Source organism: Novosphingobium mathurense (genome assembly GCF_900168325.1).
GTDB classification, from domain to species: Bacteria; Pseudomonadota; Alphaproteobacteria; order Sphingomonadales; family Sphingomonadaceae; genus Novosphingobium; species Novosphingobium mathurense.
The window spans coordinates 92,494-106,949 of sequence record NZ_FVZE01000001.1 but is presented as its reverse complement, the minus strand read 5'-3'; the positions used below and the strand labels follow the sequence as shown (position 1 = coordinate 106,949).

The 14,456-nt window shown below is 63.4% G+C and carries 22 protein-coding genes; all 22 read right to left on the bottom strand.

Annotation, left to right across the window (positions count from 1 at the left end; all coding sequences use genetic code 11):
* Positions 1-24 precede the first annotated feature (24 nt).
* Positions 25-1,083 carry a DNA-directed RNA polymerase subunit alpha gene (locus B5483_RS00605; RefSeq protein WP_054945218.1) on the bottom strand — a complete coding sequence of 353 codons (1,059 nt, stop codon included), beginning with the start codon at positions 1,081-1,083 and terminating at the stop codon, positions 25-27.
* A gap of 108 nt (positions 1,084-1,191) precedes the next feature.
* Entirely contained in the window at positions 1,192-1,581 is a 390-nt protein-coding gene (gene rpsK / locus B5483_RS00600) for a 30S ribosomal protein S11 (protein ID WP_007011846.1), read from the bottom strand.
* Positions 1,582-1,641: 60 nt separating this feature from the next.
* Complete coding sequence (rpsM, locus tag B5483_RS00595) at positions 1,642-2,010, bottom strand: 30S ribosomal protein S13 (protein WP_007011847.1); 369 nt, start codon at positions 2,008-2,010, stop codon at positions 1,642-1,644.
* Positions 2,011-2,324: 314 nt separating this feature from the next.
* Positions 2,325-2,984 (bottom strand): SRPBCC family protein, encoded by a 660-nt coding sequence (locus B5483_RS00585; RefSeq protein ID WP_054945220.1) that lies wholly within the window; start codon positions 2,982-2,984, stop codon positions 2,325-2,327.
* Positions 2,985-3,093: 109 nt separating this feature from the next.
* Positions 3,094-3,741 (bottom strand): adenylate kinase, encoded by a 648-nt coding sequence (locus B5483_RS00580; RefSeq protein ID WP_054945221.1) that lies wholly within the window; start codon positions 3,739-3,741, stop codon positions 3,094-3,096.
* A gap of 36 nt (positions 3,742-3,777) precedes the next feature.
* Positions 3,778-5,145, bottom strand: coding sequence for a preprotein translocase subunit SecY (gene secY / locus B5483_RS00575; RefSeq protein ID WP_054945222.1), 1,368 nt, complete (start codon positions 5,143-5,145; stop codon positions 3,778-3,780).
* Positions 5,146-5,355: 210 nt separating this feature from the next.
* Positions 5,356-5,835: a 50S ribosomal protein L15 gene (rplO, locus tag B5483_RS00570; protein WP_054945223.1), complete on the bottom strand. Its 480-nt coding sequence runs from the start codon at positions 5,833-5,835 to the stop codon at positions 5,356-5,358.
* Between the two features lie 117 nt (positions 5,836-5,952).
* Entirely contained in the window at positions 5,953-7,176 is a 1,224-nt protein-coding gene (locus B5483_RS00565; RefSeq protein WP_139383877.1) for an ankyrin repeat domain-containing protein, read from the bottom strand.
* 115 nt (positions 7,177-7,291) lie between these two features.
* The gene (locus B5483_RS00560; protein WP_079729168.1) at positions 7,292-8,752 is read right to left on the bottom strand and encodes a hypothetical protein; all 1,461 of its coding nucleotides are present in this window, start codon (positions 8,750-8,752) and stop codon (positions 7,292-7,294) included.
* 208 nt (positions 8,753-8,960) lie between these two features.
* Entirely contained in the window at positions 8,961-9,137 is a 177-nt protein-coding gene (gene rpmD, locus B5483_RS00555; protein ID WP_054945226.1) for a 50S ribosomal protein L30, read from the bottom strand.
* A gap of 6 nt (positions 9,138-9,143) precedes the next feature.
* Positions 9,144-9,860: a 30S ribosomal protein S5 gene (rpsE, locus tag B5483_RS00550; RefSeq protein WP_079729167.1), complete on the bottom strand. Its 717-nt coding sequence runs from the start codon at positions 9,858-9,860 to the stop codon at positions 9,144-9,146.
* Between the two features lie 2 nt (positions 9,861-9,862).
* Positions 9,863-10,201, bottom strand: coding sequence for a 50S ribosomal protein L18 (rplR, locus tag B5483_RS00545; protein ID WP_054945227.1), 339 nt, complete (start codon positions 10,199-10,201; stop codon positions 9,863-9,865).
* Positions 10,201-10,734 (bottom strand): 50S ribosomal protein L6, encoded by a 534-nt coding sequence (gene rplF / locus B5483_RS00540; protein WP_054945228.1) that lies wholly within the window; start codon positions 10,732-10,734, stop codon positions 10,201-10,203. The genes rplR and rplF overlap by 1 nt, the downstream gene beginning before the upstream one ends.
* The gene (gene rpsH / locus B5483_RS00535) at positions 10,734-11,129 is read right to left on the bottom strand and encodes a 30S ribosomal protein S8 (RefSeq protein ID WP_013832934.1); all 396 of its coding nucleotides are present in this window, start codon (positions 11,127-11,129) and stop codon (positions 10,734-10,736) included. Before rpsH ends, rplF begins: the two co-directional genes overlap by 1 nt.
* A gap of 14 nt (positions 11,130-11,143) precedes the next feature.
* Positions 11,144-11,449 carry a 30S ribosomal protein S14 gene (rpsN, locus tag B5483_RS00530; RefSeq protein WP_054945229.1) on the bottom strand — a complete coding sequence of 102 codons (306 nt, stop codon included), beginning with the start codon at positions 11,447-11,449 and terminating at the stop codon, positions 11,144-11,146.
* A gap of 29 nt (positions 11,450-11,478) precedes the next feature.
* Positions 11,479-12,060, bottom strand: coding sequence for a 50S ribosomal protein L5 (rplE, locus tag B5483_RS00525; protein ID WP_054945230.1), 582 nt, complete (start codon positions 12,058-12,060; stop codon positions 11,479-11,481).
* A complete protein-coding gene (rplX, locus tag B5483_RS00520; RefSeq protein ID WP_079729166.1) occupies positions 12,053-12,370 on the bottom strand; it encodes a 50S ribosomal protein L24 in 318 nt (105 codons plus the stop codon). The genes rplE and rplX overlap by 8 nt, the downstream gene beginning before the upstream one ends.
* The gene (rplN, locus tag B5483_RS00515; protein ID WP_007011862.1) at positions 12,370-12,738 is read right to left on the bottom strand and encodes a 50S ribosomal protein L14; all 369 of its coding nucleotides are present in this window, start codon (positions 12,736-12,738) and stop codon (positions 12,370-12,372) included. The genes rplX and rplN overlap by 1 nt, the downstream gene beginning before the upstream one ends.
* A gap of 60 nt (positions 12,739-12,798) precedes the next feature.
* Positions 12,799-13,086, bottom strand: coding sequence for a 30S ribosomal protein S17 (rpsQ, locus tag B5483_RS00510; protein WP_007011863.1), 288 nt, complete (start codon positions 13,084-13,086; stop codon positions 12,799-12,801).
* Positions 13,087-13,098: 12 nt separating this feature from the next.
* The gene (gene rpmC, locus B5483_RS00505) at positions 13,099-13,299 is read right to left on the bottom strand and encodes a 50S ribosomal protein L29 (RefSeq protein ID WP_054945232.1); all 201 of its coding nucleotides are present in this window, start codon (positions 13,297-13,299) and stop codon (positions 13,099-13,101) included.
* The gene (rplP, locus tag B5483_RS00500) at positions 13,299-13,736 is read right to left on the bottom strand and encodes a 50S ribosomal protein L16 (protein WP_054945233.1); all 438 of its coding nucleotides are present in this window, start codon (positions 13,734-13,736) and stop codon (positions 13,299-13,301) included. Before rplP ends, rpmC begins: the two co-directional genes overlap by 1 nt.
* A 21-nt stretch (positions 13,737-13,757) precedes the next feature.
* Entirely contained in the window at positions 13,758-14,453 is a 696-nt protein-coding gene (gene rpsC, locus B5483_RS00495; protein ID WP_054945234.1) for a 30S ribosomal protein S3, read from the bottom strand.
* Positions 14,454-14,456 lie beyond the last annotated feature (3 nt).

Sequence of the window (14,456 nt, the reverse complement as noted above, 5' to 3'; positions counted from 1 at the left end):
GCTCTCGCCGGGTCGACTGGTTCCTTATCCAAGGAGCTCCTGTTCGAGCTTCTTGGCCATCTCTTCGATGTTCTCGGGCGGCCAGCCCGGGATGTCCATGCCGAGGCGCAGGCCCATCGAGGAAAGGACTTCCTTGATCTCGTTGAGCGACTTGCGACCAAAGTTCGGCGTACGGAGCATCTCGGCCTCGGTCTTCTGCACGAGATCGCCGATGTAGATGATGTTGTCGTTCTTGAGGCAGTTCGCCGAACGCACCGACAGCTCGAGCTCGTCGACCTTCTTGAGAAGGTAACGGTTGAGCTGGTTGGTGTCGCTTTCCTCGGGCTGCGCAGCGGCCATGCCGATCATCTGCGGAGCACCAACCGGTGCGATGTCCTCGAAGTGGACGAACAGCGCGAGCTGGTCCTGAAGAATGCGACCGGCATAGGCCACCGCATCTTCCGGGGTCACCGTGCCGTCGGTCTCGACGCTCAGGCTCAGCTTGTCGAAGTCGAGTTCCTGCCCGATGCGGGCGTTCTCGACCTTGTAGCTGACCTGGCGAACCGGCGAATAGAGCGAGTCAACCGGGATCAGGCCGATCGGCGCATCGACGGGACGGTTGCCGACGGCGGGGACGTAGCCCTTGCCGGTGTCGGCGGTCAGTTCCATGTTCAGCGTCGCACCTTCGTCGAGGTGACAGATCACGAGGTCCTTGTTCATGACCTCGATGTCACCCGAGACGGCGATGTCGCCAGCCTTGACCTCGGCCGGGCCGGTAGCCGAAAGCTGAAGACGCTTCGGGCCTTCGCCCTGCATCTTGAGCGCGATCTGCTTGACGTTCAGGACGATGTCCGTGACGTCTTCACGCACGCCGGCAAGCGACGAGAACTCGTGAAGCACGTTCTCGATCTTGATCGAGGTGATCGCTGCGCCCTGAAGCGAGGAGAGCAGCACGCGACGCAGCGCGTTTCCGAGAGTCAGGCCGAAGCCGCGCTCGAGAGGTTCGGCAACGAAAGTCGCCTTAAGCTTGGGGTCTGGTCCCGGCTTGATCTCAAGGCTGTTCGGCTTCTTGAGTTCCTGCCAGTTCTTGATGTTGACAGTCATGGACTTCCCCTGGGATTTCGATGGCGGTTACGCCCGCAGGCCGGTTGGAAAGGCCTGGGACGATCCGAAAGCCGGGCGACGACCGGTTCGTCGCCCGGAATAACTCGATCAGACGCGGCGGCGCTTCGAGGGGCGGACACCGTTGTGCGGGATCGGTGTCACGTCGCGGATCGAGGTAATCGTGAAGCCGACGGCCTGCAGGGCGCGCAGCGCGCTCTCGCGGCCCGAACCGGGGCCCTTGACCTCGACCTCGAGGGTGCGCACGCCGTGTTCGGCGGCCTTCTTACCGGCGTCGTCAGCGGCGACCTGCGCGGCGTAGGGAGTCGACTTGCGGCTGCCCTTGAAGCCCATCATGCCGGCCGAGGACCACGAAATCGCGTTGCCCTGGGCGTCGGTGATGGTCACCATGGTGTTGTTGAAGCTCGCATTGACGTGCGCAATGCCGCTCGTGATGTTCTTGCGTTCGCGGCGCTTAATGCGCTGGGGTTCGCGTGCCATGTCCGTGTATCCTGTCGATAAATCGCTGCGGAAACCGAGGGCCGAGGCGGCCCGTCAGGCTTACTTCTTCTTGCCGGCGATCGGCTTTGCCTTACCCTTGCGGGTACGGGCGTTCGTGTGGGTGCGCTGGCCGCGAACGGGCAGACCCTTACGGTGACGCAGGCCGCGATAGCAGGCGAGGTCCATGAGGCGCTTGATGTTCATCGCGGTTTCGCGACGAAGGTCACCCTCGACCAGGTGGTCGGCGTCGATGGTTTCACGGATCTGGAGCACTTCGGCGTCCGAGAGGTCCTGAACACGACGGGTGTGATCGATGCCGAGCTTGTCGGCGATCTCAACGGCCTTGGTACGACCGATACCGTGGATATACGTGAGCGCGATGATAACGCGCTTGTTGGTGGGGATGTTTACCCCGGCAATACGAGCCACTTAAATCTCCATGCTCCACAGAAGACGCTTGGACGCCTTCCATCTCAACGCTTGCCACCCGAATTCCGATGAAACGGCAAAAGCCCAGAGGGCGTGCCACACGATGCCTTTAACACGCGTGGTGTGAGCCATCCGGACTACCGTGGTTTTCGAGTGAAGGGCGCGCTTAAAACGATTCGCAGCACCTGTCAACGTCCAGCGGACGAGAAACGGTGCCGTGTCCGCCATTGTATGGCGGCCAGCGCTCAACCAGTGTTCACTTCCTACCGTATCCATGGCGCGCAGTCAAAATATGCCAAAACGCGCGCCCTCCTTCAGCGACCGATTATTTCCGCGCCGGCGGTAGCAGGCGGCTCCGGCGGACCGGCCTTTTCCGCTTGCGGCTTCTCGACGGGCCTGTCTTCCGGCAGCGGGAATGCGGCCGAAAAAGAACCGCCCAGCTTTCCGGCGAGGCTCGCCAACTGGGCGCCGAGCATGCCGTCCACTGCCGGGGCCAGTTTGTCCATCGGCGTGCGCAGGAAACCGCCCACGACATATTCGAGCAGGACCTGCGTCCCGTCTTTGGCGGGCTTGATCTCGATCGTCAGGGTGCCATTGGCGGCATCGGCCTGCAGCGGCCCCAGCGCTCCGACCATGCGTAGCGCGCGGCCGTTCTCGATGTAGACCACCCGCATGTGCTCGACGCTGCCGCGCGGCGCCGCATTGGGCGACTTGGGATTGCGCAGCACTTCACAGAAGCACCCGCCCGCCTTCGCCTCGATCGAGAGGTTGGCCGCGTCGCCCGACCAGGTATGCGAAGATTCCCACCACTTGGCAGGTTCGAGGATCATGTCCCAGGTCTTGGCCGGACTGGCCGCGACCTCGACAAGGTGGCGCACCACGAAACCACGCTCAGAAACGTCCGCCACTTTCGCCGAAGCCGGTACGGCACTTCCGAAAAGGGCCAGGCCAAGGGCGAATGCAGCGGATTTCATCGGAGCGTTTCTCCTGGAAGGTTTCCGGCAGTCCTCCGCACGCACGGCAGAGGCGTCACGGGCGAGAGGCAGAACCGCAAGGCGCGGCGCCCCTCGCCCGTGCTCACAATCAGGAGCCGAGGACGGCTTCGATCGCCGCGGTCACGTCGTCCATGTCCGCCATGCCATCGATCTTCGCGACGATGCCCCGCGATTCGTAGATCGGCAGGATCGGCGCGGTCTTGGCACGATACTCGGCCATGCGGGTACGCACGGTCTCGGCGTTGTCGTCGGGACGGCGCTTGAACTCGGTTCCGCCGCACTTGTCGCAGGTGCCGGGAACCTTGGGCTGTTCGAACTTGTCGTGGTAGCCCTTGCCGCAGGTGGCGCAGGTGAAGCGACCCGTGATGCGCTCGACCAGCGCGTCCTCGTCCACCACCAGCTCGATCACGCGGTCGAGCTTGCGACCGCGCTGGGACAGGATCGCATCGAGCGATTCGGCCTGGGCGGCAGTGCGGGGATAGCCGTCGAAGATGGCGCCCGCATCGGGGCCCATCGCGTCGAGTTCGTCGCCGATCAGCGCCGAGACGATGGCGTCCGAAACCAGTTCGCCACGTTCCATGACAGCCTTGGCCTCAAGCCCGGTCGGCGTTTCCGCCTTGACTGCCGCACGCAGCATGTCCCCGGTCGAAAGCTGGCGCATGCCATGCCGCTCGACGAGACGCTGTGCTTGGGTGCCCTTACCCGCTCCCGGCGGACCCAGCAGGATGATATTCACGCCTTACCCCTCAATTATTTGTCCGGCGCTCGCCCCTTAGCGGATGCGGCCTTTCAGTTTCGCCTTCTTGATCAGGTCGCCATACTGGTGCGCCAGCAGGTGCGACTGGATCTGGGTGATCGTATCGACCGTCACGTTGACGACGATCAGCAGACTCGTGCCACCCATGAAGAGCAGCGGCAAGCCGGTCATCGACAGGAAGTATTCCGGAACCGTGCAGACGATCGTCAGATAGATCGCGCCGATCACGGTCACGCGCGTCAGCACGTAGTCGAGATAGGTAGCGGTATTCTTGCCCGGACGGATACCCGGGATGAAGCCGCCGTTCTTCTTCAGGTTCTCGGCAGTCTCTTCCGGATTGAAGACGACAGCGGTGTAGAAGAACGAGAAGAACACGATGCCGGCTGCGTAGAGCAGCATGTAGAGCGGCTTGCCGTGCCCCAGGTACTGGTTCAGCGTCACCACGACCTGGCCCATCGTCGATTCCGGCGAAAGCGAATTGCCGGCGAACTGGGTGATCGTGAGCGGCAGCAGCAGCAGCGAGCTGGCGAAGATCGGCGGGATCACGCCCGCGGTGTTGATCTTGAGCGGCAGGTGGCTGCGGTCGGCCTGCATCATGCCGCGCTGCGTGGCGCGCTTGGGATACTGGATCAGCAGGCGGCGCTGCGCGCGCTCCATGAAGCAGATCATCAGGATCATCGCGACGATCAGGACGATCAGGGCCATGATCAGGAACGAACCGGTGTCGCCGGCGCTGTAGGCCTGGCCCAGGTTGCTGGCGAAAGTCGGCATCTGCGCGACAATGCCGGCCATGATGATCAGCGAAACGCCGTTGCCGATGCCGCGCGAGGTGATCTGCTCACCCAGCCACAGCAGAAACATCGTCCCGCCCACCAGCGAGATCACCGCGCCGATGCGGAACATGTAGCCCGGATCGACGACCGCCTGCAGGCCGCTCGACGCGCCATAGGCTTCGAGGCTGACCGCCAGGAAGTAGCCCTGGATGGCGCAAAGGCCGACGGTGCCGAAACGGGTGTACTGGTTGAGCTTCTTGCGACCGGCCTCGCCTTCCTTCTTCAGCGCGACCAGCGCCGGGTGAAGCGAAGCGGCCAGCTGCACCACGATCGAGGCGGTGATGTAGGGCATCACGCCGAGCGCGATCAGGCTCATGCGCGAAAGCGAACCGCCCGAAAAGGTGTTGAACAGGTCGAGAATGCCGCCCTGCGTCTGGCTGTAGAGCGATTCGAGAATCAGCGGGTTCACACCCGGCAGCGGCACGAAGCTCAAAAAGCGGAAGACGATCAGCGCACCGATCGTGAACCAGATGCGGTTCTTGAGTTCGGTTGCCTTGGAAAAATTGGCAAGACTGAGCGAACTTGCGATGTTGTCGGCGCGAGATGCCATGACGTTAGGGATGCCTCGATGAATCTTATCGGAGTCGCCCTTAGCGGCTGCATGCCGGCTTGTCGAACCCCGGGACAGGAACTCGTCATATAGTTCTCGAGGCGGGAGCGAAAACCCCTGTCTCGAAAAACCGTGGACGGAACAGCATGAGAGGGCGAAGCGCCTGGCGCCCGCCCTCTCCGGATCATCAGATCACTTTATCGCCTTGCCTCAGGCTTCGGCGGCTTCCTTGGCAGGAAGTACGACCGAACCACCGGCCTTCTCGACCGCGGCGACGGCGCCCTTCGAGGCACCGGCGACGTTGAAGGCGACCTTGGCGGTCAGTTCGCCCTTGCCGAGCAGACGGACGCCGTCCTTGCCGCCACGGGCCAGGCCGGCAGTCTTCAGAGCGGCGTGATCGACGGTGCCCGAGATGTCGAGCTTGCCGGCGTCGATCGCCTTCTGGATCATGCCCAGGTTCACTTCGGCGTAGTCCTTGCGGAACTTGGCGTTGGTGAAGCCGCGCTTCGGAAGACGCATGTGGAGCGGCATCTGGCCGCCCTCGAAGCCGTTGATCGAAACACCCGAACGTGCCTTCGCACCCTTCTGGCCACGGCCACCGGTCTTGCCCTTACCCGAGCCGATGCCACGGCCGATACGCATACGGCGATGACGGGCACCCGAGTTGTCGCGGATATCATTCAGTTTCATAGTCTGCACTCGCTTTCGCTTTAGGTCGCGCTTGATGGGAAGGCGGCCCCTTAGGGGATCGGGCGGGGAATGTCACCCCCCTTTCGCCCCCGCCTCGTGCGACGCCTCGTCCGACGCCTACTTCGAACGAACCCCGACGATCAGCGATGCCTCTCCGTCGATCACGTTGCCGAAGACGCCACGGGCCGGCTTCCAGTGCAGGACATCGAGGCCCAGCGCGCAGATCTTCTCGTCATAGTCGGTATAGGTCGTCGCAGGCTCGATGCGGCAGCCGGTCGATTCGCCTTCGCTGTTCACGGTGAAATAGATCCGGTGCTTGGTCAGATACCGGTTCTTGCTGAACTGCGCGGCGAAGCTGTCGTTGAGCTGCGTGAGCCCGTGATTGAACCGGTCGATGTCGCCATCTGAGAGACGCGGCAGTTCCTGCAGCGCGTTGAAGTCATCCTCGGTGACCAGCGGCTGCATGCGTCGCAGCATGCCGACCCATTGCTGCACGCGTGCCACCTGCATCGGCGAGCGACGGTCGTAGATCGTCTGACAGCGAGAGCCCCCCGGGCTCGACTCGGCGCGCAGCAGCAGGTCCGATGCGCCGCGGCGACGATAGGCGATCGCCCAGGCCAATGGCGTCATCCCGAACAGGTCGGGCGTGTTCACGTCATACTGACCGGACCGCAGCAAGCCGTCGAGTCGGCTGACCGAGCCGCGCCGCGCCAGCTCGGCCAGAGTCGGCGCGGAACGGACCGAACCGAGATCGGCAAAGCCGAAAGCATGATCGGAAGGCCTCGCGTCCTGCACCTGCAGGGTGCCGTCCTCGCCGAACGCGACCTTGCCGTCGAACTTCCGGCAGATGTCGCCATAGGGATAGCGCTCATCGGACAGGATTGCCGCGTTGTAGGCCCGCGCAAAGGTCTCGGCCCGCATCAGATAATCCGGCCCGGGCTTCTCGGCCGGCACCGGGTCGAGGAAGGACACGGCGCGGATCGCCCGGGCGCTCAACCCGCCCATGATCCGGCACTGCGCCCCATAGACCGAGGTCGACACGCCTTTCGCCGTCAGGGCCCCGGCCAGGCGAAAATCACCGCGCTCCAGCGCCTCGGCTGCCTGTGCCGCCGGATCGAGCGCCTTGCCCTCCAGCAGCGCCTTGCGCAGGGCATCGTCCACCCTGCGCTGCGAGCGCAGCAGCTCGGGATCGGACAGTTCGTCGATGCAGGCGCTCTCGCTGCCGATCTCTTCCAGCGCGTTGACGTCCTGGTTCTCTTCGCTGACAGGGCGCGGATCGCAGGCCGCCGTGCCCAGCAACGTCAGGCAAAGAAGCGAAACGGCAAGAGTACGACTGGCCAAGGTAATCCTCGTCTGGAGATCCGGCCCGGCGCGGCGCCCGGGGCCTGCGTGCGCCCTTAGCACAGCGCGCGGACAGAGGAAGATGTCACGAGCGGCGGCCCGGCGCGAACGGGCGCTATTTCGCCCCGCCATGCCGGTTGCAGTCGGCCCAGACATCCATCTTGCTGGAAAGAAGCCACTCGGGCGTCTCCACTCGGGCGACAAGCCGGCAGTTGGCGTGGATATAGGCGCGAACCGGCCGCAGAGTCTCCCAGTTGACCGGGTCCTGCCGCGGCTGGGGCGCGAGCACGACGGTGCTGGGACGCTCGGCCAGAACCCGTCGCACCTCGCCTGCAGTCGACAGGTGACTGACGTCCTTCTCTATCGTTTGCGCAAGATGATGGGGGAAGACCAGCGGCGATACGAAGCGATGCCCGGTCAGGTGATAGAGCTGGAACGGGCCGTCATAGACGAACAGCGGCCCGCCATCGTCATGCCTGCGAACCGCTTCGACCAGTTCGGTCATCGCCGCGCGCGAGCGCCGGGCGTGTTCGAAGTCCAGCACCGACGTCTCGCGAAAGGCGAGGAACGCGAGCACCACCATCGCGATCGGCCCGGCAATGCGTCCCTGCAGCAGGCCCGCGCTCACGATGGTCAGCGGTACGAGGATCGGCAGCGCATAATGGACGTAGAAATTGGGCACGGAAAGCAGCCCCAGGCTCGCCGCCAGCAACCAGAACCCCATGAACCGGCGCTGCTGCGAAACCATCTTGGGAATTCCGAGCACCCCCATGACGAGGAATGGCGCAAGCCTGATGAACATGAGGATCGTGCGGATTCCGGACGATAACCAGACTTTCGGCTTGGCGAGGTTCGACGTCACCATCGCGTGCCAGTAGATCGCCCAGTAACCCTCCAGCCAGTACCACGCGGAAATCGCCAGCATCGGCGCTGCGCCCAGAAGTGCCCACGAAGCGATGACGGTGCAGACCCGCCAACGCGACAGGGGCGCCTGCCAGAGGGTATAGGCACAGTAGAGGCCCAGGAAGGCACTCTCGAAGAAGCTGGTCTGCTTGACGGTAATCGCACAACCGCCCAGCAGCATCGCCGCATAGGGGCGCCAACCCGGCTTTCCTTCCCGCAGGTCGGGCAGACCCTGCAGCACCAGCAGCGCGGCAATTGCCACGAAGAGATTGTAGAAGATCGGGGACTGGCCGCCGAAGCCCTGTTCCTGCTCAAGCCACAGCAGATAGACGATACCGGCCAGCAGGCCGCCCTGCGCCCTGTTCCAGAAGCTGGCGATTGCACCGATCACCCAGGCGGTCGCCGCGGCGAACACCGTTGCCACCAACTGGTAGGCCAGCGGAGCATAGGACATGAAGGCGATCAGGTAATAGAGGAAGAACAGACCCCAGGGCTTGCGGTCCCAGACGTCGACGTAAGGCACCGCATGCTGTTCGTGCATGGCGATGCCGACGGTCTGGTAGAAGGTCTCGTCGACGTGGACGTTGGGATCACCGAAGGTGCTGGCCCGCAAGGCCAGGGCAACGAGCAGGAGGATGATCCCGTACCACGCCGGGAACCGTGCTTGCTTCATCTCGGCAATTGCCCCCTGCCCTCAGCGCCCGCTGCCCCCCGACGGACGGGGGCAAACCCAAGGCGCAGTCCTAACCGGCCAGCCTGCACAATCAAAGACCGTTCCGCCATGCTTCACCATCAGCCATAGAAAAAGGCCCCGACGTTGCCGCCGGAGCCCTTTTCGAATGTCTCTCGAAGTGTTCCCCTAAGGGCGTTCTTCGAGCAGGTCAGTCGACCACGGCCACCATGTGCGGCAGCTTGGCGATCGCACCGCGCACTTCGGCGGTGTCCTCGACTTCGACGACCCTGTGCATCTTGCCGAGGCCAAGACCGATGAGGATCTTCTTCTGGCTCTCGGGGCGACGGATCGGCGAACCGATCTGCTTGATCTTGATCTTGGCCATGGTTGATTACTCCACGATGGCTTCGGCAGCGGCCTCGGCCTCTACCTCGCTGGCACCGCCACGACCGAGAAGGTCTGCAACCTTCTTGCCACGACGCTGGGCAACCGACTTCGGCGAAGTCTGGTTGGTCAGCGCGTCGAAGGTGGCGCGGATCATGTTGTACGGGTTCGACGTACCGACCGACTTGGTCACGACGTCGGAAATGCCCAGGCTCTCGAACACGGCACGCATCGGACCGCCGGCGATGATGCCGGTACCGGCCGGGGCGGTACGCACGTTGACCTTGCCGGCACCGAAACGGCCCTTGCCGTCGTGGTGCAGGGTGCGGCCTTCCTTGAGCGGCACGCGGACCATCTTCTTCTTGGCAGAAGCAGTGGCCTTGGTGATCGCCTCGGGAACTTCGCGCGCCTTGGCGTGGCCGAAGCCGACGCGGCCCTTGCCGTCGCCAACGACGACGAGAGCTGCGAAACCGAAGCGCTTGCCGCCCTTCACGGTCTTCGAAACGCGGTTGATGTGGACGAGCTTTTCGATCAGCTCCTCACCGCCATCTTCCTCGTTGCGATTGCCGCGACGGTCGTCGCGACGGCCACGGCCGCCACGCTCGCCACGTTCACCGCGACCACGGCCGCCACGACCGCGACCCTCGCGGGCCTCCTGCGGCTCACCGCCCTGCGGGTGCTCAGCCGCGATCGGCTGTTCGGGGTTGGTGTTTTCGTCAGCCATGATCAGAACTCCAGCCCGCCTTCACGGGCGGCTTCGGCCAGCGCCTTGACGCGGCCATGGAACAGGAAACCGCCACGGTCGAAGACAACAGCGGTCACGCCCGCCTTCTTGGCGGCCTCGGCGAGCTCCTTGCCGACGCGGGTAGCCGCATCAACGTCGGTGCCCTTGCCGCCAAGGGTGTTGGCAGCAGCCACGGTGCGACCCTGCGCATCATCGATGATCTGCGCATAGATGTGACGGCCGGTGCGGTGAACCGAAAGACGCGGACGATCGCCGCCACGGGCACGCAGAGCGGTACGAACACGCCGACGACGGCGTTCGAAGAGGGAAAGCTTTGCCATTACTTCTTCTTCCCTTCCTTGCGGAAGATGAACTCGCCGCGGTACTTGATGCCCTTGCCCTTGTAGGGTTCGGGCTTGCGCCAGCGACGAATTTCGGCAGCAACCTGGCCGACCTTCTGCTTGTCAATACCGGAGATTTCGACCGTGGTGTTGTCCGGGGTCTTGATCTCGATGCCTTCGGGCACGTCGATGTCAACGTCGTGCGAGAAGCCGAGCTGAAGCTTGAGCTTCGCGCCCTGGGCCTGCGCGCGGTAACCGACGCCCTTGATCTCGAGGACCTTGGAGAAACCTTCGGTCACGCCTTCGATCAGGTTGGCGACGAGCGTGCGCTGCATGCCCCAGTGGCTGCGGGCCTGCTTCGACTGGTTGATCGGCTTCACCGCGATGGTGCCGTCTTCAACCGTGTAGGTCACCTGGTCAGAAAGACCCATGGTCAGGGTACCCTTGGGACCCTTGACCGAGAGGATGCCGTTGTCGATCGCGGCGGTGACACCGCCGGGGATCGCAACCGCCTTCTTACCGATGCGGCTCATCAGAACACCTCCGCCAGCACTTCGCCGCCGACGTTCTGCGAACGGGCTTCCGCGTCGGAAAGCACGCCCTTGGGCGTCGAGACGATGGTGATGCCAAGGCCGTTGCGTACGATCGGGAGTTCCTTGGAACCCGAATAGACGCGGCGACCAGGCTTGGAAACGCGTTGAACGTGCTTGATGGCGGGCTCGCCTTCAAAGTACTTCAGTTCGATGCGCAGCTGCGGGTGAGCGCCGGTGGCATCTTCGCTGTAGCCACGGATGTAGCCTTCGCGCTGGAGCACTTCGAGCACACGTGCACGAAGCTTCGAGGCCGGCGACAGGACGGAGTCCTTCTTTGCGCGCTGGCCGTTGCGGATGCGGGTGAGCATATCACCCAGGGGATCGGTCATAGCCATTTTCTATATGCCCCTTACCAGCTCGACTTCGTCACACCGGGGATCATGCCCTTGTTGGCAAGATCACGCAGCTCGATGCGGCAAAGGCCGAACTTGCGGTAGTAACCGCGCGGACGACCGGTCGTGGCGCAACGGTTGCGAACCCGGGTCGGGTTGCCGTTGCGCGGGATCTCGGCCAGCTTCAGGCGGGCGATGAGGCGCTCGGTTTCATCGAGCGCTTCATCGTCAGCGATCGCCTTGAGGCGCGCGTACTTGCCTGCGTACTTCTTCACGAGCTTCTTGCGACGCTCGTTCTTGTTCACGGAACTCAGTTTCGCCATGGACTTAAGCTCTCTTCCTCAGCGGCGGCTCACGCCGCCTCCTTCTGTTCCTCGGCTTCTGCCGGGAACGGGAAACCAAACAGACGGAGCAGCTCGCGCGCTTCGTCGTCGGTCTTGGCGGTGGTGGTGACGATGATGTCCATGCCACGCACCTTCTCGATCTTGTCGTAGCTGATCTCCGGGAAGATGATCTGCTCCTTGAGACCCATCGCGTAGTTGCCACGGCCGTCGAACGACTTCGGGTTGAGGCCACGGAAGTCACGGATGCGGGGCATCGCGATGGTGATCAGACGATCGAGGAACTCGTACATGCGTTCGCGGCGCAGGGTAACCTTGCAACCGATCGGCATGCCTTCACGCAGCTTGAACTGCGCGATCGACTTGCGAGCCTTGGTGATCACGGGCTTCTGGCCGGCGATCGCCTCCATCTCGGCAGCGGCCGTCTGGACTTTCTTCTTGTCCTGGCTCGCTTCGCCCACGCCCATGTTGAGCGTGATCTTTTCGATCTTGGGCACTTCCATCGCGTTCTTGTAACCGAACTTCTCGGTCATCGCCTTGACGATCTCGTCGTCGTAGCGCGAACGCATGCGCGGAGTGTACTTCTCAGCCATCGATGATCTCCCCGGACTTCACGGCCACACGGACCTTCTTGCCGTCCTTGGTTTCGAAGCGAACGCGGGTCGGCTTGCCGTCCTTGTCGGCAACCGCGACCTTGCTGATCGCCATCGGAGCCGGCGTGCGCTCGATGCCACCCTGCGGGTTCACCTGCGTCGGCTTGCGGTGCTTGGTGGCGACGTTGACGCCTTCGACCACGACCTTGCCGTCCTTCGGGAGAACCTGAAGCACGGTGCCGGTGCGGCCCTTGTCCTTGCCGGACAGGACGACGACGCTGTCACCCTTCTTGATCTTCGCGGCAGCCATTACAGCACCTCCGGAGCGAGCGAGATGATCTTCATGAAGCCGCGGCCGCGCAGTTCACGCACGACGGGGCCGAAGATACGGGTGCCGATCGGCTCCTCGTTCTTGTTGACGAGGACAGCCGCGTTGCTGTCGAAGCGGATAACGCTGCCGTCAGCGCGGCGCACGTCCTTCTTGGTGCGCACGATCACCGCACGGTGAACGTCGCCCTTCTTGACGCGAGCGCGGGGCTGCGCCTCCTTCACCGACACCACGATGATGTCGCCGACGCCTGCGAAACGACGCTTGGACCCGCCCAGTACCTTGATGCACTGGACGCGCTTTGCGCCGCTGTTGTCCGCGACGTCGAGATTGGATTGCATCTGGATCATCGATCCGGTTCCTTCTCAACTGGCTTGCCGGAACCAGTCCGGCAGTTCCAAAAAAACGTCTTAGTTCGCTGCTTCGACGTCGAGGTTGGCCTCGACAGCAGTGCCCTTGCTGGCAGCGAGGCGATCCAGCACCTTCCAGGACTTGGTCTTGGAGATCGGCTTGGTTTCCTCGATGCGGACGCGCTCACCGGTGCGGTAGGCGTTGTCCTCGTCGTGGGCGTGGTACTTCTTCGAACGGCGGATGATCTTCCCGTACAGCGGGTGCTTCACCTTACGCTCGACGAGCACGGTAACGGTCTTGTCGGTCTTGTCGGAAACGACGGTACCGATCAGAATACGCTTTGGCATCGTGTTTCCTCCTTACGCCTTCGCCGCGCGCTCAGCCTGGAGCGTTTTGATGCGGGCGATGTCGCGACGGACTTCCTTGATGCGTGCCGGGCGCTCGAGCTGGCTCGTGGCGGCCTGGAAACGCAGGTTGAACTGTTCACGCTTGAGGTCGACGAGTTCAGAGGTCAGCTGGTCGTCGGTCTTGGCGCGCAGGTCTTCAGTGCGGTTCGCCATCAGTCTTCTCCACCCAAGTGCGAGGTGTCGCCGAGACGGGCAACGACCTTGGTCTTGATCGGCAGCTTCATCGCGGCGCGGCTGAAAGCCTCCGCTGCGAGCGGGCCGGCAACGCCGTCCAGTTCGAACAGGATGCGACCCGGCTTGACGCGGGCTGCCCAGTATTCGACCGAACCCTTGCCCTTACCCTGACGGACTTCGGCAGGCTTCTTCGAAACCGGCACGTCCGGGAAGACGCGGATCCAGAGACGGCCCTGGCGCTTGATGTGGCGGGTGATCGCGCGGCGAGCCGCTTCGATCTGGCGTGCGGTGATCCGCTCGGGCTCGAGGGCCTTGAGGCCGTACGAGCCGAAGTTCAGGTCGGTACCACCCTTGGCATTGCCATGGATCTTACCCTTGAACGCCTTGCGGAACTTGGTTTTCTTCGGTTGCAGCATGGTGCTTCTCTACCTCAAGCCTCAGCGCGCCGGACGGACGCCGGAGGTCTGAGCCTCCATCATCAAACGATCCTGCGCCGTCGGGTCGTGGCCGAGAATCTCGCCCTTGAAGACCCACACCTTGATGCCGATGATGCCATAGGCGGTCAGCGCCTCGGCTTCGGCATAGTCGATGTTCGCACGCAGCGTGTGGAGCGGAACGCGGCCTTCGCGATACTGCTCGACACGGGCGATTTCAGCGCCGCCGAGACGGCCACCGCACATGATCTTGACGCCTTCGGCGCCCAGACGCATCGCGGACTGCATCGCACGCTTCATGGCGCGACGGAAAGCGACGCGACGCACGAGCTGGTCGGCAATGCCCTGAGCGACGAGCTTGGCGTCGATTTCCGGCTTGCGGATCTCGACGATGTTCAGCTTCACTTCGCTGGAGGTCATGACCGAGAGCTTCTTGCGCAGCTTCTCGATGTCGGCGCCCTTCTTGCCGATGATGACACCCGGACGGGCGGCATAGATCGACACGCGGCACAGCTTGGCGGGACGCTCGATCACCACCTTCGAGATTGCCGCCTGCGGCACGCTCTCAAGGATGAACTTGCGGATCTTGAGGTCTTCCTCAAGCAGCTTGCCGTAGTCCCGGCCTTCCGCGAACCAGCGGCTGTCCCAGGTACGGTTGATCTGCAGACGCAGACCGATCGGATTGCTCTTGTGACCCATGGA